The following is a 22791-nucleotide window of genomic DNA, read 5'->3' as shown; positions in this document are numbered from 1 at the left end:
TCCACTGGAAGAAGTGGATCGCCGCGGCGTTACGCCGCGGTGCGGGTTTCGCGCCGTATCCACCGGCAATCCCGGCAGCTCCGCTTCGCGGGCAGCCGGGATGTGCATGGCAAGCGGACCATTGCAATGGTCTCGCAGGACCGCCCTGCTCGCGGACGTCATGATCGGTTCGAATGTGCACAGGCTGCGGAGATCACATTCATGGGCTTCTTCTCGTGGCTCCGAGGCATGTTGTTCCCCCCCGCAACGCCGCTTCCCCCGGGCATGACCCGCGCCGAGGCCCGCAGGCGACGCCAGCCGGACTTCCTGCCCAGGCCCCGGCGCCGCCGGCCACGCCGTCACCGGTACGGTCGGCCGGAAGCCACCTTCCGGCCCGCGGAACTGGCGCGATTTGACCTGCCGGCTCTCGCGACGGTAGAAGACCTCGCTGCCGCGCTGGGCGTCACTACCGGGAAACTGAGGTGGCTAACCTGGCCGTGCCGGGACAGGACCTGCGACCACTACGTGCGCCGGCGCGTGCCGAAGAAGAGCGGCGGGGAGCGTCTCCTGTGTGCCCCGAAAGCCGAAACCCGAAGGGCGCAGGACTGGATATTCCACGAGATTCTGGCCCGCGTTCCGGTGAGTTCCGCCGCGCACGGGTTTATCCGCGGACGCTCAATTGTGTCCAATGCCTCCGCTCACGTGGGGAAGCGCGTCGTTGTGAGCATGGACCTGGAGGACTTTTTCCCCTCGGTCTCCATGGCTACGGTGGTGGGGCTGTTCGAGTGGCTGGGTTACTCCAAGGAGGTGGCCTGGCATCTGTCGATGCTGTGCACTTGCGCATACGGCAGACGACGCGCGCTGCCCCAGGGGTCACCGACAAGCCCGGCGATATCCAATCTCATCTGCTGGAAGATGGACCGAAGGCTGGCGGGGCTCGCGCGGAAGTTCGGCGCAACCTACACGCGATATGGCGACGACCTCACGTTCTCGGGGCATTTCCAGCGACCGGATCGGCCCGGCCGGCTCATCGGCATCGCCCGGGCGATTATCTCCGAAGAGGGGTTCGAAGTGGCTCGCCACAAGACCCGCATCATGCGCCACAACCGCAGGCAGAGCGTGACCGGGCTTGTGGTCAACGAACGCACGGGCATCGGCAGGGACGAGGTGCGGCGGCTCCGAGCCATCCTGCACAACTGCAAGGTGCACGGGGTTGAGAGTCAGAACCGTGAGGGAGACGAGTTGTTCAAGGAACGGCTCAGGGGAAAGATCGCCCTGGTCAAGATGGCAAATCCGGACCAGGGCGCGAAGTTGCTTGCGGCATTCCATGAAGTGGATTGGGGAGCCACGGCGTCACCGAAGGGCTGACCGCTGCATCACCCGCAATGCCCGCTGTCCTGCCACCGCCGCGCGGGACAGGAATGGACGAACAAAGGCAGGGGCAAACGACCGGCTAGAGCCCCAACTGCCGGCGGTTATACTCCACGGTCTTGGCTACGCCCTGGGCGAAAGTGTACTTCGGTTCCCAACCCAGGACGCGCTTTGCTTTGGACCAGTCCAGCGCCGAGTGCTTCACGTCGCCTTTGCGCTCATCACCGTAGATCGGCGGTTCCTGGTAGCCTGTTGCCTGGGCGATGGTGTCGTATACCTGCTGGTCCGATGTCCGCACTCCGGTGCCGATGTTGAAGGCTTCCTGGTCGCCCCGGTCCAGGGCCAGCACATTCGCTTCCACAACGTCCTCGACGAACACGTAGTCCCGAGTCTTGTCGCCTGTGCCGAAAATCGTGGGCCGGCGCCCGCTGAGCATGAGACCCGAAAAAATGGCGGTTACGCCGGCCTCGCCGTCGGGTCGCTGGCGCGGGCCGTAGACATTGGCGTAGCGCAGGGTGGTGTACCGCAGGCCTTCATTGTGGTTGTACAGCCACAGGTATTTCTCGACGGTATACTTGGAGACGCCGTAATGTGAGATGGGGTGGACTGCGCACTCCTCGGTAGCGGGGATCTCCTCGGGGTCGCCATAGATCGCGCCACCGCTGGAGATGTAGATCATCTTCTCCACGCCACTATGTACCGCGGCTTCGATGAGGTTCAGGCTGCCGATGATGTTGATGCCCGCATCGAACCCCGGATCCTCCACAGACTTGCGCACATCCATCTGGGCGGCGTGGTGGTTGACAATCTGTGGGCGTTCACGCTCGAAGACGCCGACCAGGCTCTGGCGGTCGGTGATGTCCACCGGGTAGAAGGTCGCGGCCGGGTTGATGTTCTCCCTCCTTCCGGTGGACAGATTGTCCACGATCACGACCTCATGCCCCTCGGCGATATACCGATCAACCACATTGGAGCCGATGAAACCTGCGCCGCCGGTGACAAGGATCTTCATAGTGCACCCTCCAGGGAGTAGACGCATCGGGCTATCAGGCAAGAAAGCTATCACACCAGGCGCCGCTGCGCAACAAAACAGTTGACAATAGCAATACCATCGGTTCTGCGAGATGCGTACCGGATCGTGTGTGGCCGGCGTCCGGTGCGTGAAGAACGGCCTGTCGCCCCCCTCGTGGGCCCAAGGCGCATTGCGGGGCGGCAATCCGGGGGCTTCCGCCCCCAGCGGCAGGCCGTCGCCCGCTTCGCGGGCTGTGAGGCAAGGGCTTCGGGCCGGGGGCACGATGAATGCCTATTCGGCGTTAGCCGGCGCGCATCCCGGAAAACAGGTGCTCCTGTTGACAAGAGCGGCTGTCACTGTCCACGCCAAGATTTGTAGAGAAGTGCATTGACATAACCGCGGAATATTATTAGAGTATTCGCATATTACCTGAAAGGGAAGTGGGATCATGGCTGACATTACCTTGGACGCGAAGGGACTTGCCTGCCCCATGCCCATCGTGAAGATGACCAAGGCAGTCAAGGAGCTTTCCGCGGGCGACACCATCACCGTACTGGCCGACGATCCCGGGTTCGAGCCCGACGTTCAGGCCTGGGCGGAGGCACAGGGTCACACCCTTGTCTCGCTCAATGAAGAGGGCGGCGTCTACACCGCCGTCATCCAGATTGCCTAGGGAAGGAGCGCGCGGATGCCTGACGCGTCAGCAGAGAAGAAAGCGACTATTGTGGTGTTTTCCGGCTCCATGGACAAGGTGATGGGTGCCTTCATCATCGCCACCACCGCCGCGGCCATGGGGATGAAGACCACCATGTTCTTCACCTTCTGGGGCCTGTCAGCGCTCAAGAAGGGCGGTCCGGCCGTAGCCTGCAAGCGCAACTGGATGCAGAAGATGCTGGCGTGGATGCTGCCCAAGAGCGCGGCAAGTCTGCCCCTGTCCCAGCTGAACATGGGCGGGCTGGGCGCGGGGATGATGAAGCAGATCATGGCCCAAAAGAAGATTGCGAGCCTGCCTGAACTGATACAGACAGCACAGGACCTGGACGTGCGGATGATCGCCTGCCAGATGTCCATGGACGCCATGGGCATCTGCCGCGAGGAACTGCTGGACAGTGTGGAAGTGGCCGGCGCCGCGACCTATGTAGGCGAGGCAAGTGACGCTCAGATCAACCTCTTTATCTCCTGATGGAGGGGATCATGGACATTGTTCTCGTGGTGCGCACCGGGCCCTATGCTTTCCAGCATTTGCAGACTGTGATCGACGTTGCAAACAGCGCCCTGGACAAGGGGCACACGGTGGGAATATTCCTGGCCGAAGACGCTGTGGTTGCGATGAATGCTGATTGCAGGACGGGCGGTGAGCGCAATTTGACGGAGGAGCTTATCGCCCTGCTGGAGCGCGGCGTGAACATCCAGGGGTGTGGCGCATGCTGCCAGTTCCGCGGTCAGAAGCGGTCCGACCTTGCGGAGGGACTGAAAATGGCGGGTATCGCGACCCTCGGGAAGATGGTTGCGAGCGCCGACAGAGTGCTCTGCTTTGGGTACTGACCGCGCGGTCTGATTACGTGAGAAAACAGATGCTGGGGCGTCCCTGCCCTGCGCCTCAGCGAGAAGGGGTAGAGCCTCACTATCATGAAGCGAGTGCTTTTCCTGGTCCGAACTGCACCCTACGGGTCCGCCGCAATCCCCGAAAGTGTGCGTTCCTGTATGGGCTTCGGCACCATGCCTTTCCAGATCAGCTATCTTCTCATGGACGATGGTGCGTGGGCCGTGCTTCCCGGGCAGCGGCCGGAAGGGATCCACGGGAATGACGCCCTGCAACTGATCCAGAGCCTGGCCGACCTTGACGTTGAACTGTTGGTTGAGGAGCACGCCCTGAATGAGCGCGGGCTATCGGTGGATGGGCTCGATCCGGCAATCAGGCCCGTGTCCCATGAGGAAATCGCAGAGCTTATCGCCCAGGCCGATATGGTCATGACCTATTGAGCAAAAGACACGGCCCTCCCTCATTTTCGAGGGGGGGCCCTGCGAACCTGACACGGGGGCCAAGAACATGCCCACTTTGTTCATCCTCAGCCACGCCCCACACCAGGACCCGACTGAGGCGAAGAAAGTCGCCTTCGCGGTGCAAGGCGACTGCGTGCTGCTGATCGAGGACGGTGTCTACGCCGCAGCGCCAGTAACCACAGAAGCCTCGAAGGCCATAGAGGCGGCCGCTGCGCGAGGTGTTCGCATCTGCGCGCTGCAGCCGGACCTGGACGCGCGAGCGGTCAGGACTAACCTCGAGACAGTGGACTACCCCGGCTTCGTGGACCTGATCGTGGAATATGAACGGTCGGTGCATTGAGCGGGCGACGACGGCTGAATGGTTGCCTTGAGTCCGGCGGGTCCTGACCGAGGCGGTTGGTCCTGTCCCTCTCGGCGACCGCAGACGGCCGCTTCCCTGCGGTTGAAAGGGACATGCAAAGGCGAAGAGCACCGGTCTCCCTTCACTGAATCACCCCCGCCGGCGTAGCACTTTCACCCCGAGTAGACCCAAACCCAGCAGGACCAACGCCACCGTTCCCGGCTCCGGCACATTCAGGTTCGCCTCCGTCGCCAGCCAGCCTGCCGTGGCGCGGGTGATCCCGTGGGCGAACCACGTGTCGATATAGGGCCGCCCGTAGAGTTCCGACTCGACCGCGTCCGTGGACTTGTGGTAGTTCGTGTTGTATGAGTAGCCGCGTTCGATGACCAGCGCCGAAGCGTAGCCCGCCTGCTGGAAGGGGTAGTGGTCGCTGTTCGAGACGGCCGTGTACTGCACGGGAATGACTCCGTTCCCGTACTGGTTGACCGCGTCGGCGAAGGCTTGCTTCAGCGCGGCATAGCCGCCAGTGCTCGGACCCAGCACGAACACCCGGTCCTTCGTATTCGGATCGTCCGTGTAGTTGAAGGCGATCATGTCCAGCGAAAGCATGCCCAGCACATTGGCGCCGGGGTTGTCATGGACCCACCAGCGGCTGCCCACCAGCCCGACCTCCTCGCAGTCGAAGGCGATGAAGACCAGGGTTGCGTCAAAACTGTACTGCGACAGGACTCGGGCGCACTCGAGAACGGCCGCGACCCCGCTGCCGTTGTCATCCGCACCGGGCGCGACGCTCACGGAATCATAGTGCGCCCCGATGATATACAGGTCATTGGGGCGCTTCAGTCCGGGCAGGACGCCGACGACGTTCACGCCGTCGTAGTATGTATTGCCCGAATTGTACCAGTGGAAGCTGTCCAGTTCGGTGGTCAGGCCGAAGCTCGCGAACTCGTTGTAGATGTTGTCGCGGGCGAGATCGTGCTGTGGTTTGCCCAGGCCGCGGCTGTCGCCCAGGTGAGTGTAGAGGAAGTCGTCGCCAGCGAGGTAGGCTGTATAGCTGGTCAGGCTGATCTCATCGACGACCTGGGAGATGCTGAGCGCGGCGCAGGGCGTGACGACAAGGGTGAGAAGCGCCAGCATCCGGACTATCCGAAGAGCCATCGCGCGCATGGAACCGCCCCCTCATCCGAAACTGCGAAGGCTGAAGAGCTGGGCTGAACAGGGTCCACCGTGTCCGTTACGCGGCCTTGGTCACCTCTGCGGGGCCCATCCGGAAGGCCAGAGCGAAGGGCTTTCACTTTGCGCCACCCGAACGGCGGCTCCAGCCCCTCACCCCGCCACGTATTCCGCGATCGCCCGGAAGACCACGAGGACCACGGTTGAGCCCGGATCCTGCACTCCCACGGTCTGATCCTGAAGCCAGGCGGCGCGACCGTACTTGGCCTTGAGTGGCTTCGTGGATTCCACGCCGGCCTCCACTGCCAATACTGCGTCGGCGAAAGCTTCGGCGAGGTTCTTCCCGGCTGCTGAAGCCGATTCGAGGGCCTCAACCCCCGGCCACAAGGCGTCCAGCATTGTCTTCTCGCCGCGCTGGGCCTTGCCGCGCTGCTCGATGCCCTCGGCGGCAGCGCGAGCGGCGGCGGCGATGGATTGAAGGTCCCACTCGTCCAGGCCACGGTCTTTCGCGACTTTCGCCCCGCGCATGGCGGCAGTGGCGACGAGAGCGCCGTAAGTCGACGCTCCGGCGGAGTTGAAGCTCATGCCGGACTTCAGGAGGATCTGGTCGAGAGACGCGTCCTCCAGAGCGGGCAGGCCGTCGAGCACCGCTTTCATGCCCAGGCGGCAGGTGACTCCCAGGTCACCGTCGCCCATCTGCTGGTCCAGGGCGGTGATCTCGTCCGCAGCGGCGTTCAGGTCGGCGGCGATCTTCTCCGCGAGCGGCCCGGCATCGGCGCGAGTAAGGACGGTCTTCATCGGGACTGCCTCCACTGCATCAGGAAGGGCGAATAGGCGGGAGCGTCGAGAAGCGTCAGCAGTTCGTCGTCCAGCTTGAGCAGCGAGATGGACGCCCCGGCCATTTCCATGCTGGTGGCGTACTCGCCGATGAACACGCGTTCGATGGACACGCCCCGTGAGGCGATGACCTGGCTGGCCTTGCGGAAGAGCAGGTAGAGCTCCTCGGGCGGGGTCGCGCCCAAGCCGTTGACGAGAACCGCGACGCGATCGCCGGAGACGAAGGGCAGATCATCCAGGACACGGTTGGTCATGATGTCTGCGATCTCGTCGGCGGTCTTGATGGGCTCGCGTTCGATACCTCGCTCGCCGTGGATGCCCATGCCCAGTTCCATTTCATTCTCGCCCAGTTCGAAGGTGGGCTTGCCCACTGCGGGGATGGTGCAGGGCGACAGGGCGACGCCCATGCTGCAGGTGTTCTCCACTACTTTCTGGGCAACTGCGGTGACTTCATCCAGGCTGGCTCCGGTGTCCGCTTTGGCTCCCGCGATCTTGTAGCTAAAGAATATCCCCGCTACGGCGCGCCGGGTCTCTGCAGCCTCTTTCGGGGCGGAGACCACGTCATCGCGCACCCGGACGCTGCGGACCTCGATGTCCTCCATCTCGCACATCTCGGCGGCCATGTCGAAGTTCATGGTGTCGCCCGAGTAGTTGCCGTACAGGTAGAGCACGCCCTTGCCCGCGTTGATGGATCTGGTTACCTCCACCATGGCGTCCACCGAGGGAGAAGAGAAGACGTTGCCGATGGAGACGCCATCCAGGAGGCCGGGGCCAACATAGCCCAGGAAGACGGGGATGTGCCCGGAACCGCCGCCGGTGGCGATAGCCACCTTGCCCTCGATGGGGCCGTCGGCGCGCATGAGGCCACGCTCGGTGTTGTCGCAGCGCTTGAGATGGTTCGGGTGCGCGAGCAGGATGCCCTCGATCACTTCATCCACAAAGGCTTCGGGGTCGTTGATGATCTTCTTCACAGGAAAGCCCTCCTGGGGCGAGACTGGCCGCAACGACGAGGTTCTATTCGTCGCGGGGCGATCGGGGACCTTCGCGAGGGTAGCCTGGGGAACCAGAAGTCAGTCTGCCTCCCGGAACGCTGGAAGTCTTGATCACCACGGCTCCCACATGGTGCAGTCGCCCGAAACAATGCGCTCTGTCTGTTCCACCCTGCACCACCGCGCATTGCCCGCCACGAAGGCGAAGTTGGCGCCATCGTTGTGCCGGGCATCGACCCTCGAGAGGCCGTCGAGCCGGCGGCTAGCGCCCATGGAACCCGAACCGCCGCGCAGGTCGAAGAAGAGGATGGTCTCTGCCGGGCGCTCGACCATGTTGTAGCAGAGAGAGTTTCCGTTGTAGCCGCCGACCATGGCCACGTCGAGATTGATGCCGTAGCTGTGCTTGAGGCTCACCGAGCTTCGCGTCGCCGAGGGCATGGGGTCAGTGGGGCACAGGAGGAGCAGACTGGATTTCGTGTACGGCATGAGGAGGACTTCCCAGCAGGTGCCGAAGGTGCCCGCAGGACCACTCACTCTGGCGGGCACGCACCGGCCATCCCAGTCGTCTGCATAGACGGCCGCCGCCGTGCAGATATTACGGATGTTGGAGATGCAGACCGCGCCTTCGGCGTGCTTCGTGGCCTGCTCGAGAACCGGCAGCATAATGGCTGCGAGCAGGACGATGATCGCGACCACGATCAGCATCTCGACGAGTGTGAGCCCCCCGCGTTTGGCCACACCGGACCCCCCGTGTGGTTTGCAGACTGGTCATGCGCCGGCGCCTGATATGAACGGCGGTTGTCCGACCCGCACCGGACAATGCGGCCTGCGGCTTACTTCCTGGATACTTCCAGCAGGCCCAGCTGAAGCTCGAGGTTGGTCAGTCCGGATCTGAGGTCGGCGGCGGGACCCGCGTTCCCGCGCACTGCCTCCACGAAGCGGCTGATGGAGGCCTGCATGAAATCGGTCGCTTTCAGCTCAGCATCGCCCAGCTTGAGGTATGCCGCATAGACCCCGGACTCATCGTTGCGACCTTCGTAGTGTGCGACAATGTCGTCGATTCCGAAGCAACGGGAAAGTGGTCCATCCGGGACATTGACCGTCTCGATAGACGCTTCGACTTCGCCGCCCGAATCCCGTACGTAGGTAAAGCCGGCATCCACCCGACTCTCCTGTACCCGGCAGCGTTCGGTGCCGGGCTTCACGCGACCCGGCCCGGCGAAGGCGACCAGCACGCTAAGTGGGTGGGGTGCGAGGTCGATCCAGATCTTCTCCCCGCTGGCGCCGGACTTCCCGCCTCGGGAGTCCATCCGCATATAAAAGCGGGAGAACCGGGCGCGATCCACGGAGTGCCCGGCTTGCTCGCAAAGGTCGAAGTACGGGTCCACCGCGGTGACGTACTGGGTGTTCACGGCGGCAGTTATCCCGCGTTCATCCGCGGCCTGAACCATCCGGGAGGCCTCCGCCAGCAGGTCGGGAATCGCTCGCGTCTCATCCCAGACCAGGGGCTTTTCGCAGAGAATGTGGCAGCCTCGATCAAGCGCGGCCATGAAGTGGGGGAAATGCACGGGCGCGGGGGATGCGACTACGACCAGATCAGGATGGGCGCCGTCGAGAAGAGCTTCCACCCCCACGTATCCCCTACCCGTGAAGCCGAAGAGGTCCTGGAGGACCTTTGTGGTGGCGTCAACCTTCTCTTGCGAGGTGCCGGCGAAGCTCACGTCGCACCCCAGCACCTGCAACCACTTGGCGTGGTGCTTTCCGATCCCGGACGCTCCAATCACAGCGGCGCGCAGCTTGTCAGGCATGGGGATGCTCCTTTCTCGAGCAATGCTTTCATCGCTTCGGGTTGGTCGCGGGCTTGCGCTCTCCGCTGAGCTTTCCAGCTTCCGGCGCCACTGGCTCGGCAGCGCGGGGATCATCGGGGGCAAGGATCGCGAAGTCCACATCGCGTTCGGCTCCGCGGGCCTCAATGGATAGGCTGAATGATCGGCACTGCCCCGCCGGGATGTCCTTGACTACGGCGCGCCCGGCCTTGTACGGGTCTTCGCCAGGTCCGCGGAGAGTGGCGAGAATGACGGCTTCGGGAACCTCGCGTTTGCCGGTGTTCTCGACCTCGGCCATGACCCGCGCCACCCGGTGGGCATCATCCACGTTCAAGCGGTAACGGCTTATGCGCAGGTCGGAGACATCCGACTTCTCTGTTCTCCTGCCGCAGCCGCAGCCCGGCGCGCAGCACAGGTAGAGCGCGACGGCCGCCACAAAGAAGAGTCTACTCTTCGTCTTCATCCTCATTACTGTCACCGCCATTGCCCCCGTCCACCGCAGACGAGTACCTGGCGAGGGTATCGGCGACCTTACGGTTGATGGTCCCGTTGGGGTACTTGCCCCTCTTGTCCTTGCGCCCCATCTTCAGGCCGGTGAGGACCTCCATGCCCTCGTCCACGTTGGAGACCGCGTAGAGGTGGAACTGGCCGGCTTCCACGGCCTCAACAACTTCATAGTCCAGCGCGAGATGGGGCAGGTTGGCCTTGGGGATGAGAACTCCCTGCTCACCAGTAAGTCCCCTCGACTTGCAGGCCCGGAAGAACCCCTCGATCTTCTCGTTGACGCCGCCGATGGGCTGGATTTCGCCAAGTTGATTCACCGATCCGGTCACCGCGATGGATTGCTTGATGGGCACATTCGCCAGGCTCGAGAGGACCGCGTAGAGCTCGGTTGAGGACGCGCTGTCACCCTCCACGGTGTCGTAGGTTTGCTCGAAAGTGATGCTCGCTGACAGCGCCAGGGGCTCCTGGTCTCCATAGCGGGCATTGAGGAACCCGCTGAGGATCAGGACGCCTTTGTCATGGATGTGCCCGGTAAGCTTGGCTTCACGGTCGATCTGAATGACCCCGCTCTTGCCCGGATAGGTGCGCGCCGTGATACGGCCCGGACGGCCGAACCAGTAGTCGCCCAAGGGGATGACGGACAGGCCGTTGACGTGACCGACCTTCTCGCCGGTGGTGTCCAGGAAGATGAAGCCCCGGTCCACCATTTCCTGCAGGCGTTCCTCGATGCGGTTGGAGCGGTGGATCTGCTCGCGCAGCGCCCGGCGCACGTCTTCGGCGCGCACGTAGTCATGTCCGTTGTGACTGCACCAGTATGCGGCCTGACGCACGAGGTCAGCGACTTCCATGAACCGGGTGGACAATCGCATCTGGTCGGCGGTCAGGCGCGCCGCGTGTTCGATGACCAGCGCCGCCGCAGGAGCGGTAAAATGTCGCAGGTTCTCCTTATTGCACAGGGTCGCGATGAAACGCGCGTACTGCTTCACAACGCGGTTTGAGCGGGGCGTGCTGGTGTCGAAATCTGCTTTCACCTTGAATAATTTCGGGAAGTCGTCATCGTACGCATACAAGAGATAGTAAAGGTATGGTGTGCCTACGAGCACCACCTTGAGATCCACAGGCACGGGCTCGGGCTCCAGGGTGACGGTGGCCATGAACCGCAACTGATCCGCCAGGCTTTCAATGCGGATTTCATGGTTCTTGAGCGCGCGTTTCAGGGCTTCCCAGGCATACGGCTTGCGCAGAAGTGTGTCAGCGTCCAGGATAAGGTATCCGCCATTGGCGCGGTGCAATGCGCCGGGCCGTATCATGGTGAAGTCCGTGATCAAGGTTCCCATCTGGCTGCGGTGCTCGACCTTGCCCGTGAGATTGTCGATGGTGGGGTTCGGCTCATAGATGACCGGCGCGCCCTGCCCCGGGTCGCAGCTGAGAAGTACATTGACTTGGTAGAGGTCAAAGCGAGAGGCGCCCGAGGGCGCCTGGAATCCCAGGGGCATTTCTGGTGCTTGCTCGTCCTCATGTTCGCGCAAGGCGTCCACGTGCTGCACAATGTCGTGTTGAACGTGCTGCAGATATTCGAGCACTTTGGGATAGTCGGCGTAGGACTGGCGGAGTTCCTCGAAGACGTGGCCGATGGCGAACTGGGCCTGTTCCTGGTCCAGCTTCTTCACTTCGGCCCGGGTTTTCTTCTCCTCGCGGCGGTGCCTGCGCAGGATGTCGTTGAGCTTCTCCTGAAGCTCGACCCGCTTCTCGTCCAGTGCCTTGCGCTCATCATTGGGTAGGTCGGCGTACTCCTGGGGGCTCATCACTTCGCCGTCTTTCGCGGGAGCGACGATAATCCCCGCCGGTCCGCGCCCCACAACCATCCCAGCCGCCTGTGCTTCCTTTTCGAACTCCGCCAGCTCCTCCTGGCGGCTCTCCCGGAATTCGCGCACTGCGTCCTCGCGCCGGTCCAGATACTCCTGGCTCTCGAAAGCGCTGGCGAGGTTTCGACGAACATCCTCCACCAGCTCTTCCATGTCTTCGCGCAGCCGGCAGGCCTCTCCCGCGGGGAGGGTGATTGCGATGGGCGCGTCAGGGTTCTGGAAGTTGTGGACGAAACACAGGTCCGGTGCGGGCGGGAGCTTCTCGGCCACGCGGGCGAGGGTCTCCCGAACCGTGGTCGTGCGGCCAGTGCCCACCGGGCCCATGACGAACACGTTATAGCCATCGCTACGGATATTCACCCCGAATTCAAGGGCCGCCACGGCCCGGCTCTGACCGATGGGGCCTGTGAGTTCCTTGAGCTGGTCGGTGGTTTCGAAACCCAGCTTGGCCGGATCGCACACCCAGCGCAGCTTGTCCGGCTTCACGCGGTATTGATCGATCAACTGACTCTCACCTCGGGACACGATACGGGTCCGGTTTCGGACACGGTCCTGCGGGATGCCTTCGGCCGCCCACATGTGCTATGATGCCCGCCGGCGCTCAACCAGGCGCCCCTATGATTGCACCGGGGAAGCGACCGTCTGCAATGTTCGCAGCGCCATGCCCTGGAACCTTCTTCGCCCCGAAGGGGCGTCTCACGAGGCCTCAAGAATGGCCCACCAGCCCATTGTCTTTTCCGACATTGACTTCACCATCGTCTTCGACAGCAAACTGGACGCGGGCACGGCAGTGCTCATCGAGGAGGTCCGCCGACGCGCCCGATTCATCCTGGTGACCGCCCGGAGCCGCCGGGAATGCGAACCGCTGCCGCCGATACCCAATGACGGGTTGATCGCGGAAAATGGTGCGGATATCTGGTTCCGCCGCAATGGGGAGGATCATCTCGACGAGGACTGGCACCGAGAGATGAGCGCCTTCCAGCCCGCCGTGTATGAGTTCCGGGACATGCTCGAACGCATGGGTTGGCGCATCCACCGCAAGCTGCACTCCTTTAGCTCGTGTATCGAAAAGAGCGGCAAGACCGACCGGGACGTGGAGTGGGTGCGGTGCAATCTCCCCGAGGGTTTGCAGCTTGATTTCAGCCGCAATACCTCGGGTCGGTATATCGAGGTCTTCCCGGCCCTTGCGGGGAAGGACAAAGCGGTCGTGCGGCTGTGCGAGGACCTCGGGGTCCCGGTGGATGTCACTCTGGGCATGGGCGACAACAGCAATGACATCCCCATGCTGCGCACCGTAGGGATACCGCTGGCGCCGGGCAACTGCCACCCGGATGTCCGGGCGCTGGTGCTGGGCCGCGGCGGGTTCGTATCGCCGCAGGAAGGCCATTCTGGAGCCCAGGAGATGCTGGAGAAGGCAATCCAATTGCTTGGGGGCTGATGCGGTCGCCCTCCCACGGCGTCTGTCCCTACCGGGCTGGCGGGACCTGCCAGTGGGTTCCGGCCACGTGAGTCACATTCTCCTTGTCGTTCAGGTAATAGATTGTGAAAATCCGGCCATCCTCAGTGTCATGCTCCAGCGAGATCGGGTAGCCGTTGTCCCCGCCATTGCCGTAACCGTCGGCCCTCAGGATGATCTCGTTGTCCAGGTCCCAGGTGTGCCCGCCGGTGTTGCTGAGGACCGCGCGTACGCCCATGGGGTCCCGGCGGTAGCCGTACGTGCACAGCAGGCGACCATCCCGCAGGCGGATGACATTGCACGGATAGCCCCAGATACCCGTGTCCTGGGGCGGCCCCCAGGTCTTTCCGCCGTCGCTGGAGAAGCACTGGTAGGTATTGTAGGTGCCGCCGTCACCGGAACGCATGACGCAGATCAGTTCGCCCATGCCATTGTCGCACAGGGCTGATTCGCCCAGGCCGATCTTGTCGCCGATGGGCCCGGCGATATGCACTACTTCCCAGTTCTCCCCGTTGTCCTCGGACCGGATCGCCCAGACTCCCGTTTCGGCCTCATTGCTGGCGCCGCCGTAGATCGCGACGATCCACAGGTTCCCTTTGCGCAGGAACGCGGAGTTCGGGTGGAAGCTCATCACACCGCCGGCCACCGGGCTGTCCATGCGGATCTGCTCTTTCTTTCCGTCCGGCCGAGTGATGTCCACGAGGCAATCACCGAGATACGCCACAGTGCCGGGGCGCACGTTCATCCAGGTCCGCCCGCGCTCCTTGATCTTCGGCAGTTCCGACTCATCCACATACACCCAGCCTTCAGCGCGGGGCACGAAAGTGGTTCCATCCTCCCGGCGGTAACGCGGGTCGTAATAGGACCGGTCGGCGGGCTCCCAGGTCTCGCCAAAGTCCGAGGAGACCATGGCCGCGCTGCCCCCGGTGCTGTCAATGTGAGAACGCCGGACCCGGGTCCCGAAACTGGTGTACAGCCTGCCGTCTTCCAGTCGGGTCAGGGATGGGAAACAGGCGTAGACGTCCGGCTTGCGATAGATGACCACGTCGCGGGCCCCGGCCAAGCGTTCCACTGGCTGGGTGAAAGACAAGATGCGCACGTCCTTCCAAAGAGCTTCGCTCTTCGCGGCGCTGGAGATGGACCCGAAGGTCACCACGCGCCGTCCATTGTGTGCGCGGTTATCGAGCTTGCCCCAGCCGTCGATGGACAGCTCCCCGTCCACCCATAGTTCAAAGTTCATGCCGCTGATGCGAAGCTGGTAGGTGTGGTAGTCGTCGGTGGTATCCATGGGGTGGACGAACTGGTTATCGCCGAGAACCGCGCGGTCGGGGTAGAGCGTAAGGCCGATCTCACGAACCCCGTCGGCCACCATGAGCGCAACTCCGGCGCGGTCCGTGTTGCTGATGACCTTCACGGTAGCCTGGGCAATCCCGCCACAGTCCGGTCGCGCCCGCCACGAATAGCTGTAGGCATGCAGGTGGGTTGGTGCGCTGCTGGCGTCGATGATACGCAGAGCGCCGTCGTCGGTGATCTCCGCCGAAGTCTGCGAGTTGGGGTTGCCGCCCCCGCTCCACCCGAACTTCGTGGGCAGGTCGGTGGGGGTGTAGATGTGGTCCCACTCGAACTCCCCGGGCTGTTGGGCCAGGGCCGGGAGTGCGAGCGCAGCAAGGAGCGCGATGCCGAGAGGGCCGCGTTTCATATTACTATTCTCCCTACTTGTGGCGGTGTATCGTGGAAGCTGGCCGGAAGGGCCATGCTTCGGCTTCTCCCGGCTTGGCGCCACTGACGGCGGGTCGCCGGCATCCGAGTTCACACCCTTACGAGCTCGGTGTCTGCACCCAATCCGCCGTCCCAATTCCCGGCCCGCTGCATCAGAACTCCTGCAGCAGGTCCAGCAGCTTTCGATCCAACGCGTGGCCGCGCCAGTCTTCATAGGCTACGTCGGAGCGACCCGAGTCCAGGATCCCGAAACTTCCCCGGAAGTTCCACAGTGCCCAGCCGATGTTGCCTGCGGTGAGAATCTCCAGCACGTCCCGGAACCATGCCAGGAACACGTCATGGGGCGTCTGGTTGAAGGCTCCGCCTTCGCCGCAATGCACCCCGACGCCCTGTGCTGCGAGATCGATCCATTTCTGGTAGTGGGCCTCGAGCTTCGCTCGGTCCCAGTACTCGCCATGCTGGATAGTCCCCGGCCAGGCAGGCTCCATCCAGCCCTCGGAGCTGACCCAGGACGCCTTGTAGTGGCTGATCCCCATGGGCACGTACGCCCGGCAGCTCTGACCGATGCCGAGGTCCGCCAGTTCGGGCAGCGGGTCATTGCCCCACGACAGCCCGTCGGCGATGATGAGCCGTCCGGGGTCCACGTCACGAATCGCCTTGACCGTGGCACGCACCACGCGCTCGTGGTCCTCGCGGGTCATGAAGTCAGGATTATTGGGCGCGCACGGCTCGTTCACCAGGTCGAAACTCACGCGCTCGTTGGAAATGCCCTTGTAGCGTTTTGCGAAGAGCTGCCAGTGGAAGCAGAAGGCGTCCAGCGCATCCTGGTCCTTCCACAGGTTGAAAGGCTCCTCGCGCTCGCGGTTCACGGAATACCCCGGCGCCCTGTGGAAGTCCATGCAGATGTGGATGCCATACTTCTCGCCCCACGAGACCACGCGGTCAATGCTCTCCAGGGCCGGTTCGTGGATGGCGTACGGGTCATCGCCCTGGGTCCAGAGGGTGTAGCACATGGGCAGGCGCACGAAGTCGAAGCCCCAGTCGGACATCCAGCGCAGATCGTCCTCCCGGAAGTTGCAGTCGCTCTTCGTGGTAAACATTTCCAGCAGGTTGAAACCTCGCCAGCGGGGCAGGGCGGTCTGGATTGCTTCTGGCATAGGGATCATCTCCGTGTGTTGAGGTCGCAGGTCTATCACTCCACCGGGAATTGCACTTCCCGGGGCGCGGGCATGTTCTCACCGTAGCAGAACAGGCGCACCTCGCGATCCTCGGGCGGGGAATTGGAGTCGCCGTAACTCCAGAAGACCCGCAAGTCGCCCTTTCCCGCGCGGTGGTTCCACACCTGCTTGACATTGTTGTGCGAGTAGCGGGACCCCGATGTCAGCGCCCTGGTCCGGGTCCAGTTGTCCCCGCCATCGGTTGACTGCCACTCCTCGATTTCGCCGCCGTCTTCCGAGGGCTGCACGGGCGCAGTCGGCCCCCAGATACGGATGTCATCATCGGCGATGATCACCAGTGCCCCGTCATCGTACATGTGGTCACTCTCGGTAACCTGTGACAGCTTCCAATCTGCGCCGTCGAAGCGCAGGACCATCCAGCGCGCGCGGAATGTCTCGACTTCGGCATCCAGAAACAATATGTACGGGTATCCCCGGGAATCCACCTGGATGTCCTTGAGCCAGACACCGCGGGTTCCGCAGTCGTAGAGCATCTCCGCATTGTCTTCGGTGATGGGCAGGGCGCAGGGGGCGCCGTCCGAGCGCTGCCAGGTACGCCCGCCGTCGTCGCTGCAGGCGTAGTAGACATTGTAGCGCCGGGCCCACAGATGCTTGGCGGCCACCTCCTCCGGGGTGCCGCCGCCCAGTTTCGACCAGGCGAAATGCAGGCGCCGCGGATGGGGGCCCTCGGCCGCGACGCTCAGGCCATAGACGCTGATGCTCCAGCCCTCATCCTCTGCGAGGGAGACCACGTCGATGGGTTCCTCCCAGGACTCTCCGCCGTCCCGGGATATCCTACAACGCCAGCCCGGACTGTGCCGGAACAAGACGTTCATCTCGCCAGGCATCGCCTGCCAGGCCTGCGGGTAACTGCCAAGCGGGTCGGCCAGGTCGGGCATCTGGCGCCACGCGGTGATGTCGTACGGTTTCACGCTGCGGACCACGTGAGACGGGTCGCTGTGAGCCCCGTAGAAAACATTGAGGAAGCCGGCCTCATCGATGAGCAGAGTCGGGTTGCGATGGGCATCGCCGTCGGGGTTTGACCCCAGCACTACCGGCTGGGCGAACCTCGCCGTCGCGTGGTCGAAGAAGGTGATGGTGGGGGCATTGTCGGCATTCCCGTAGACCCAGAAGGTCCTGTCCGGCTCCGGGCAATAGATCGCCATCGGCCTGTGCCAGGCACAGTACGTCGCCATGGGGCCGGAGTACACGTGGCCGTGGCCCGGCAGAGCATTGGGGATTCCGCAGGCATACCAGACGCCACGGTGTGAGGCGGGGACTTCCATGGGAACACTCCTGGCGCGGCGGATCAAGTCGCGTGAGAGATGTTTCCACACCGGAGCAGGAATGGCCTGCGTGAATGCCGCCCTCCGGACGGCGAACGGCGGCGGGCGAGACGCCCGCCCCACGCGCTCATGTATCCGTCCGGCGCGGTACAAGCCCGCGCCCCACAAACGACGAGGGCAACGGCCTCGCCCCCACGGCTCTTTCGGAAGGTCCCGTTCTCCGCGCGCCGAAATGAGGGCGGGCTGCGACCAGCGGCTTTATCTGCTCTGTTGGAGGCTCTCCCATGGATCGCCTGCGCTTCGCTCTCGTCGGTGCTGGAGGTTTCGGCGGCGGGCATCTCGCTGTGCTGCGCAATCACCCGCGGGTCGAGCTGAAGGTGGTCTGCGACGCGGCGCCCGAAGTCCTGGCGCCCCTCGCAGGTCAGGGCATCGCGACGACGGCGGATTTCCGGGAGGCGCTGTCCCGGGATGATATCGACGCAGCGATCATCGTCCTGCCACACGACCTGTACCCCGCAGCCGTGTGCATGGCCCTGGAGAACGGGATACACGTGCTCAAGGAGAAGCCTTTCGCGAAAGATCTTGCGGATGCGCGGACTATGATGGAGTGCGCGAAAAGCGCTGGCCGGACCCTCATGGTGGCCGGGCAGGGCAAGTACTCGCCTGGGTTCCAGAGGGCCGGGGAACTGGTGGGCAGCGGGATGCTGGGAGACGTCTTCCTGTCCCGGGGGATCATCACATACCGCTGGGGCGGGGCTTTCGCGAACAACTGGCGCTGGCGCGCGGTGCGCGAGAAGTCCGGTGGTGTGGCAGTGATCGATTCGGGCTGGCATATCCTGGACATCCTGCACTGGTTGCGCGGGATGCCCGAGCGGGTCTACTGCTCGCTTGGTCGAGGCAATGCCCTGCCGGGTGACTATGATGTGGACGACCGCGCCTGTCTGGTGCTCGACTACCCCGACGGCGGGATTGGGAACGTGGTCTGCTGCTTCATCTGCCAGCCGTCCAACCGCCAGGTGGTCCTGCATGGCACGAAGGCCACGCTGGATGTGACCGCGACCCGCGTGGCGATCCACGCAGGGGAGACCGAGAACGCTGAAGTGATCACTTTCGCAGGGGACGGCGGAGGTCTCGCGCCCCAGTTCGAGCGGTTCCTGGGGCTGATCGATTCCGGCGCCGAACCCTCCGAGGGGGCCACCGAGGCCTACAACATTCAGCGCATTATCGACGCCGCATACCGGTCGGCGGCAGCAGGTATGCCCGTCGCGCCGGCGTAAGTTCGCGTCGTGGAATGTGGTACGCTTACCGCTGAACTAGAAGGACCTGATTCAGAAGGGAGAGTACGCCGCCTGGGGCCCGTCTGAGCGCCGCGGCGTTCAAATGCCGCCGACTGATTCTGTCTCATCGAATCTGACCGCGCAGTTCCCTGACGCCGGGCTGTGGTTGCGCGTGGGAGCCAAGCTCATAGACCACGGCCTGTGGGTGGTGGTGGAGACGCTGCTGGTGGCGCTTGGCGCACTGCTCAATGCATTGGGCCTGCCGCCGCTGACGATCGCGCTGGGTTTCGTGGCCTCGGGAATCCTGTGGTATCTCTACGTCTACCGCCTCACTGCGCTGCGTGGTCAGACTATCGGCAAGATGGCCGCTCAAATCCGCGTGGTCGACGCGGACGGGCAGGTTCCTCCGAAGTCTGTGGTCCTGAGGCGGGTCCTGGTTGAGGCAGCCTTCGACATGACCGGTGTCGCGTTCATGGCCGTGGGCTGGCTCTTCGCTTCGATTTCCGGCGCGGACAAGGTCGCCTGCGCCCTGTCGGGGGCAGGTCTTGGGTCGATCATTGGCCTGGTGGACCCCTTCTACATCCTCACCACCCGCCGCAGGCAGGCGATCCACGACCTCGCGGCAAGGACGTTCGTGCTGCGCGAGGACCCGGTGCCTGTGGATCGTCTGACCCGTCTGGCCGCTGGGGCAACGGTCCTGTGGCTGGCAGTGCCTTTCATCGTCGTGCGCCCCTTCCTGGTGGAAGCCTACGTGGTGCCCAGCGGTTCCATGGAGCCCACGATCCAGATCGGCGACCGGATTCTCGCGAACAAGCTGGTCCTGCGCCTGCGCGCCCCGAGGCATGGGGAGATCGTGATGTTCCGCGCCCCCGACTGGGTGGATGAAGAAGGCAAGATCTTCGTCAAGCGTGTGGTGGGCCTGCCCGGCGACCGTCTGGAAGTGCGCCAGGGGAGGCTGGTCCGCAATGACCAGCCTGTGGATGAGCCGTACATCTCCGAACCTCCGGCGTATGAGTGGCCGGAGGCCGGGGAACAGGTAGAGGTTCCGAAGGGGCAAGTTGTGGTGCTGGGAGACAACCGCAATGATTCCTTCGACGCCCACCTTTGGCGGCGTATCACCGCGGACGGCCGGGACGTTGAAGAGATGCCCTTCCTGCCCATGAGCGCCCTGCGGGGCAGACTGGTGTACCGATACTGGCCGCCGGACCGCATGGGCACGGTGGCCCAGGAGGAGTACGCGCGATGACATCCCCAATGCTCATGACCCTGGGAGCGATCGTCCTGTGTGCCACCTGTGGCCCAGCTCACGGGGTGCAGGTAAGCGACACTCCCGGGCGGCTCATCCTACAGAATGACCGGTTGTCGCTGGCCCTGGGGAAGGCTGAGAAAGGCGCCATCATTTCCCTGCGCGACAGGTCCCTGGACCGGGAACTTGCAGCGCTTCAGAAGTCACCGCGCCTGTTCCAGCTGACCCTCACCAAGCGCGGAGACAAATCCGGCACGCCGCAGTACTTGTCCAGCGCGCAGGCGGAATCGGTGACCTTCGAGACGCTGCCCGGCGGCGTGCAGGTCACATACAGTGGTTTTCCGGGGCAGAGCGTCGAGGTCGTCTGCAACGTCACCGTGGACCAGCCCGATCAGCTGGCGCGGTTCGGGCTGCAGGCGCGTATCCCCGAGGATCTCGTCTGCGAGGAAGTGCAGTATCCTTTCATCGCGCTCCGTGCGCCGTTGAGCGGGCAGGGCGAAGACGCGCTGGTGCTTGGCCGCACGAAGGGGGGCATGTCGCCTCGGCCCTCGAACTGGGCCGTGAATCGGCGAATATACGCCCGGCAGCCGGGGAGCCTGGCGGCACAGTTCGGCTGCTACCATGACGACGGCGTGGGCGTAGTCTTCGCCGCCCTGGATTCGGCGGGGTACCCGAAGACCGTGGAATGCCGGCGCATTGAAGAGGGCCTGGAGACCGACTGGGACCGCCACTGCTTTGATACGGGGGACTTCAGCCTGGGTTTCGAAGCCGCGATCGGCACCTTCCGGGGTGAAAACGGGGCCGCGACGACCTGGCGCGACGGGGCCGACATCTACAAGGCATGGGCCGAGAAGCAGCACTGGTGCGCGCGGAAGTTCGCCGACCGCGACGATGTCCCTCAGTGGTTCAAGGACGGTCCGGCCATGGTGCGCTTCAACCGCGCATGGCTTGCGAAGCCCGAACGCATCCGTAGTTGGCTCACTGGCTACTGGGGCAAGCACTTCCCGGCGGGAAACCATCTGATCGCGGCCTACTGGGGCTGGGAGAAAGTGGAGAGCTGGGTCACGCCGGACTACTTCCCGGTGTTCCCCAACGATGAGGAGTTCACCAGCCTTGCCGCTTTCGCAAGAGCGCACGGGGTACATACTTTCCCCTGGCCCAGCGGGTACCATTATACGCTGACCTTCGAGAAGCTGGCTGACGGCACATTCCGGTGGGACGACCGGGAGCGATTCGACGAGAGCGCCCGCCCCCACGCCATACACAATCGGGACGGCAGCCTGTATGTGCGCGAGCCCAGCTGGCTGCGCGGCGGAGCAACGGCGACCATGTGCCCCGGGGACCCGTGGACCATCGACTGGTTCAACGACCTGGCCGTGAAACTGGTGGAGCGTGGCTCTGATTTGGTACAGGTGGACCAGGTAGTGGGCGGCGCGTACCCGTTCTGCTACAAGACCGACCACAACCACCCGCCGGGGCCGGGGGTGTGGATGACCGAAGTGTTTCGCCGGCAACTGGAGACCATGCTGGCGGAATGTCGGAAGATCGACCCCGACGCCCTGGTTTGCTTCGAGGAGCCCAACGAGCATTTCATCCAGCAGGTGGCGATCCAGGACTACCGCGACTGGGAGCCGACGCGGCGCGCCGAGGATGACACGATTCCAGAATCGGTCTTCAACTATGTGTACCACGAGTACCTGCCCACCTTCCAGAGCAACCCGCGCGCCAATGACCTGCCCGGCGCGGGGTACTGCCTTGTCACCGGGCAGATGCCCCATTTCGTGCCCTCCATGCTCACCGGGCCCGGGCCGTCGCTCCTTGGCGGGGACTTCGAGGAATGGGTGGGCGGCGCGCCGGCGGGCTGGGACAAGGTCGGCGGCTACCAGGGGCGGACGTGGTCAGGCAAGTGTTTCCACGATGCCGAGGTCGCCCATGGTGGCAACCACAGCCTGCGACTGGAGAACACTGAGCCCACGGATGTGGTGCAGGTGTCGCAGAATGTAAGCGTCGGCGGCCAGTTCGCTATCGGCGGTCAGTACCGGCTCCGCGCGTGGCTGCGGTCGGAAGCCATGCAGAAGCCGAATGGTATCGGGCTGGGCACTTTCGCCCCGGGACTGCGCAGCACCGGTGGCGCGCGCATCCAGATTCCCCAGGACACAGGCGGGGAATGGGTCGAGGGCAGTGCGGAGTTTACTGTCCCGGCCCAGTCTGAGATGCTGCGGATCATGATTCACATCGACGGGCCGGGGAAGGTCTGGGTAGATGACATGGTGCTCGAGCGCGCACTACCGGACGGAACGTGGGCGCAGGTCATGCGCCCCGAGGTGCCGCTGGACCATGGGTTCATGCGCCGCTGGGTGGACCTGTACTGCGACGAGGCAAGCGCATATCTGCTCCACGGGCGGATGCTGCACAAGCCGCCGCTGGAAGTGGGCACGGTGGAGGTGAGTGGTCGGCAGCTTCCCGCGATCCTGCACAATGCTTTTCGCGCAGCGGACGGAACCGAAGCGCTGGTGGCGGTGAATATCAAGCATGAGCGGGTGGAAGGTGTGCTCACCTGGCACGGCGCCCGACGGACGCTCAGCCTCGAACCGGGCGAGGTCGCGTTCCTGCGTTAGAGAGCCGCAAAGGCGCCACTGCGCCAGGGTTCCAGGGGCTTGCACCCGCGGCTAGAGGCGAACGACTTCTCC

Annotated in this window: 21 protein-coding genes; 10 read left to right on the top strand and 11 right to left on the bottom strand. The window is 63.8% G+C overall.

The window, feature by feature from the left end:
* Positions 1 to 201 precede the first annotated feature (201 nt).
* Positions 202 to 1347 (top strand): RNA-directed DNA polymerase, encoded by a 1146-nt coding sequence (locus HPY44_06565; GenBank protein NSW55659.1) that lies wholly within the window; start codon positions 202 to 204, stop codon positions 1345 to 1347.
* 85 nt (positions 1348 to 1432) lie between these two features.
* Here the strand turns inward: HPY44_06565 and HPY44_06560 are convergent, their stop codons facing one another.
* Positions 1433 to 2362, bottom strand: coding sequence for an NAD-dependent epimerase/dehydratase family protein (locus HPY44_06560; protein ID NSW55658.1), 930 nt, complete (start codon positions 2360 to 2362; stop codon positions 1433 to 1435).
* 448 nt (positions 2363 to 2810) lie between these two features.
* On the opposite strand from HPY44_06560, the gene HPY44_06555 reads away from it, so the two are divergent.
* The 5 genes from HPY44_06555 (at position 2811) to dsrH (ending at position 4706) form a co-directional block, all read left to right on the top strand.
* Complete coding sequence (locus HPY44_06555) at positions 2811 to 3035, top strand: sulfurtransferase TusA family protein (GenBank protein ID NSW55657.1); 225 nt, start codon at positions 2811 to 2813, stop codon at positions 3033 to 3035.
* Between the two features lie 15 nt (positions 3036 to 3050).
* On the top strand, positions 3051 to 3545 hold the full coding sequence (locus HPY44_06550) for a DsrE/DsrF/DrsH-like family protein (GenBank protein ID NSW55656.1): 495 nt from the start codon (positions 3051 to 3053) through the stop codon (positions 3543 to 3545).
* Positions 3546 to 3556: 11 nt separating this feature from the next.
* Positions 3557 to 3907, top strand: a complete 351-nt coding sequence (locus HPY44_06545) for a DsrE family protein (protein NSW55655.1) — start codon at positions 3557 to 3559, stop codon at positions 3905 to 3907.
* A gap of 84 nt (positions 3908 to 3991) precedes the next feature.
* Positions 3992 to 4345 (top strand): DsrE family protein, encoded by a 354-nt coding sequence (locus HPY44_06540; GenBank protein ID NSW55654.1) that lies wholly within the window; start codon positions 3992 to 3994, stop codon positions 4343 to 4345.
* A gap of 67 nt (positions 4346 to 4412) precedes the next feature.
* Entirely contained in the window at positions 4413 to 4706 is a 294-nt protein-coding gene (dsrH, locus tag HPY44_06535) for a sulfurtransferase complex subunit TusB (GenBank protein ID NSW55653.1), read from the top strand.
* 150 nt (positions 4707 to 4856) lie between these two features.
* Here dsrH and HPY44_06530 read toward each other — a convergent pair whose 3' ends face one another.
* The 7 genes from HPY44_06530 to HPY44_06500 all read right to left on the bottom strand — a co-directional run bounded on the left by HPY44_06530 (position 4857) and on the right by HPY44_06500 (position 12404).
* Positions 4857 to 5873, bottom strand: coding sequence for a M28 family peptidase (locus HPY44_06530; GenBank protein NSW55652.1), 1017 nt, complete (start codon positions 5871 to 5873; stop codon positions 4857 to 4859).
* Positions 5874 to 6032: 159 nt separating this feature from the next.
* Positions 6033 to 6677 (bottom strand): DAK2 domain-containing protein, encoded by a 645-nt coding sequence (locus HPY44_06525; GenBank protein ID NSW55651.1) that lies wholly within the window; start codon positions 6675 to 6677, stop codon positions 6033 to 6035.
* Positions 6674 to 7687 (bottom strand): dihydroxyacetone kinase subunit DhaK, encoded by a 1014-nt coding sequence (gene dhaK, locus HPY44_06520; GenBank protein ID NSW55650.1) that lies wholly within the window; start codon positions 7685 to 7687, stop codon positions 6674 to 6676. Before dhaK ends, HPY44_06525 begins: the two co-directional genes overlap by 4 nt.
* 132 nt (positions 7688 to 7819) lie before the next feature.
* Positions 7820 to 8443 (bottom strand): prepilin-type N-terminal cleavage/methylation domain-containing protein, encoded by a 624-nt coding sequence (locus HPY44_06515; protein ID NSW55649.1) that lies wholly within the window; start codon positions 8441 to 8443, stop codon positions 7820 to 7822.
* Positions 8444 to 8538: 95 nt separating this feature from the next.
* Positions 8539 to 9513, bottom strand: a complete 975-nt coding sequence (locus HPY44_06510) for a Gfo/Idh/MocA family oxidoreductase (GenBank protein ID NSW55648.1) — start codon at positions 9511 to 9513, stop codon at positions 8539 to 8541.
* A gap of 28 nt (positions 9514 to 9541) precedes the next feature.
* On the bottom strand, positions 9542 to 9994 hold the full coding sequence (locus HPY44_06505; protein NSW55647.1) for a hypothetical protein: 453 nt from the start codon (positions 9992 to 9994) through the stop codon (positions 9542 to 9544).
* A complete protein-coding gene (locus HPY44_06500) occupies positions 9978 to 12404 on the bottom strand; it encodes an AAA family ATPase (GenBank protein ID NSW55646.1) in 2427 nt (808 codons plus the stop codon). Before HPY44_06500 ends, HPY44_06505 begins: the two co-directional genes overlap by 17 nt.
* Positions 12405 to 12612: 208 nt before the next feature.
* Between HPY44_06500 and HPY44_06495 the strand changes: the two genes are divergently transcribed.
* Entirely contained in the window at positions 12613 to 13338 is a 726-nt protein-coding gene (locus HPY44_06495; protein NSW55645.1) for an HAD hydrolase family protein, read from the top strand.
* 28 nt (positions 13339 to 13366) lie between these two features.
* On the opposite strand, the gene HPY44_06490 is transcribed toward HPY44_06495, so the two are convergent.
* The 3 genes from HPY44_06490 to HPY44_06480 form a co-directional block, all read right to left on the bottom strand.
* The gene (locus HPY44_06490; GenBank protein ID NSW55644.1) at positions 13367 to 15055 is read right to left on the bottom strand and encodes an exo-alpha-sialidase; all 1689 of its coding nucleotides are present in this window, start codon (positions 15053 to 15055) and stop codon (positions 13367 to 13369) included.
* Between the two features lie 172 nt (positions 15056 to 15227).
* Positions 15228 to 16232, bottom strand: a complete 1005-nt coding sequence (locus HPY44_06485) for a glycoside hydrolase family 5 protein (protein ID NSW55643.1) — start codon at positions 16230 to 16232, stop codon at positions 15228 to 15230.
* 35 nt (positions 16233 to 16267) lie between these two features.
* Positions 16268 to 17578 carry a BNR-4 repeat-containing protein gene (locus tag HPY44_06480; protein ID NSW55642.1) on the bottom strand — a complete coding sequence of 437 codons (1311 nt, stop codon included), beginning with the start codon at positions 17576 to 17578 and terminating at the stop codon, positions 16268 to 16270.
* A 284-nt stretch (positions 17579 to 17862) separates the two neighbouring features.
* On the opposite strand from HPY44_06480, the gene HPY44_06475 reads away from it, so the two are divergent.
* The 3 genes from HPY44_06475 (at position 17863) to HPY44_06465 (ending at position 22719) form a co-directional block, all read left to right on the top strand.
* Positions 17863 to 18855 (top strand): Gfo/Idh/MocA family oxidoreductase, encoded by a 993-nt coding sequence (locus tag HPY44_06475; protein ID NSW55641.1) that lies wholly within the window; start codon positions 17863 to 17865, stop codon positions 18853 to 18855.
* 103 nt (positions 18856 to 18958) lie between these two features.
* A complete protein-coding gene (lepB, locus tag HPY44_06470; protein NSW55640.1) occupies positions 18959 to 20101 on the top strand; it encodes a signal peptidase I in 1143 nt (380 codons plus the stop codon).
* Positions 20098 to 22719 (top strand): hypothetical protein, encoded by a 2622-nt coding sequence (locus HPY44_06465; protein ID NSW55639.1) that lies wholly within the window; start codon positions 20098 to 20100, stop codon positions 22717 to 22719. The genes lepB and HPY44_06465 overlap by 4 nt, the downstream gene beginning before the upstream one ends.
* The last annotated feature ends 72 nt before the right edge of the window (positions 22720 to 22791 follow it).

Source organism: Armatimonadota bacterium, assembly GCA_013314775.1.
Taxonomy (GTDB): domain Bacteria; phylum Armatimonadota; class Zipacnadia; order Zipacnadales; family JABUFB01; genus JABUFB01.
Note: the sequence above shows the minus strand (reverse complement) of the source record. Positions and strands in the feature narration are given on the sequence as shown.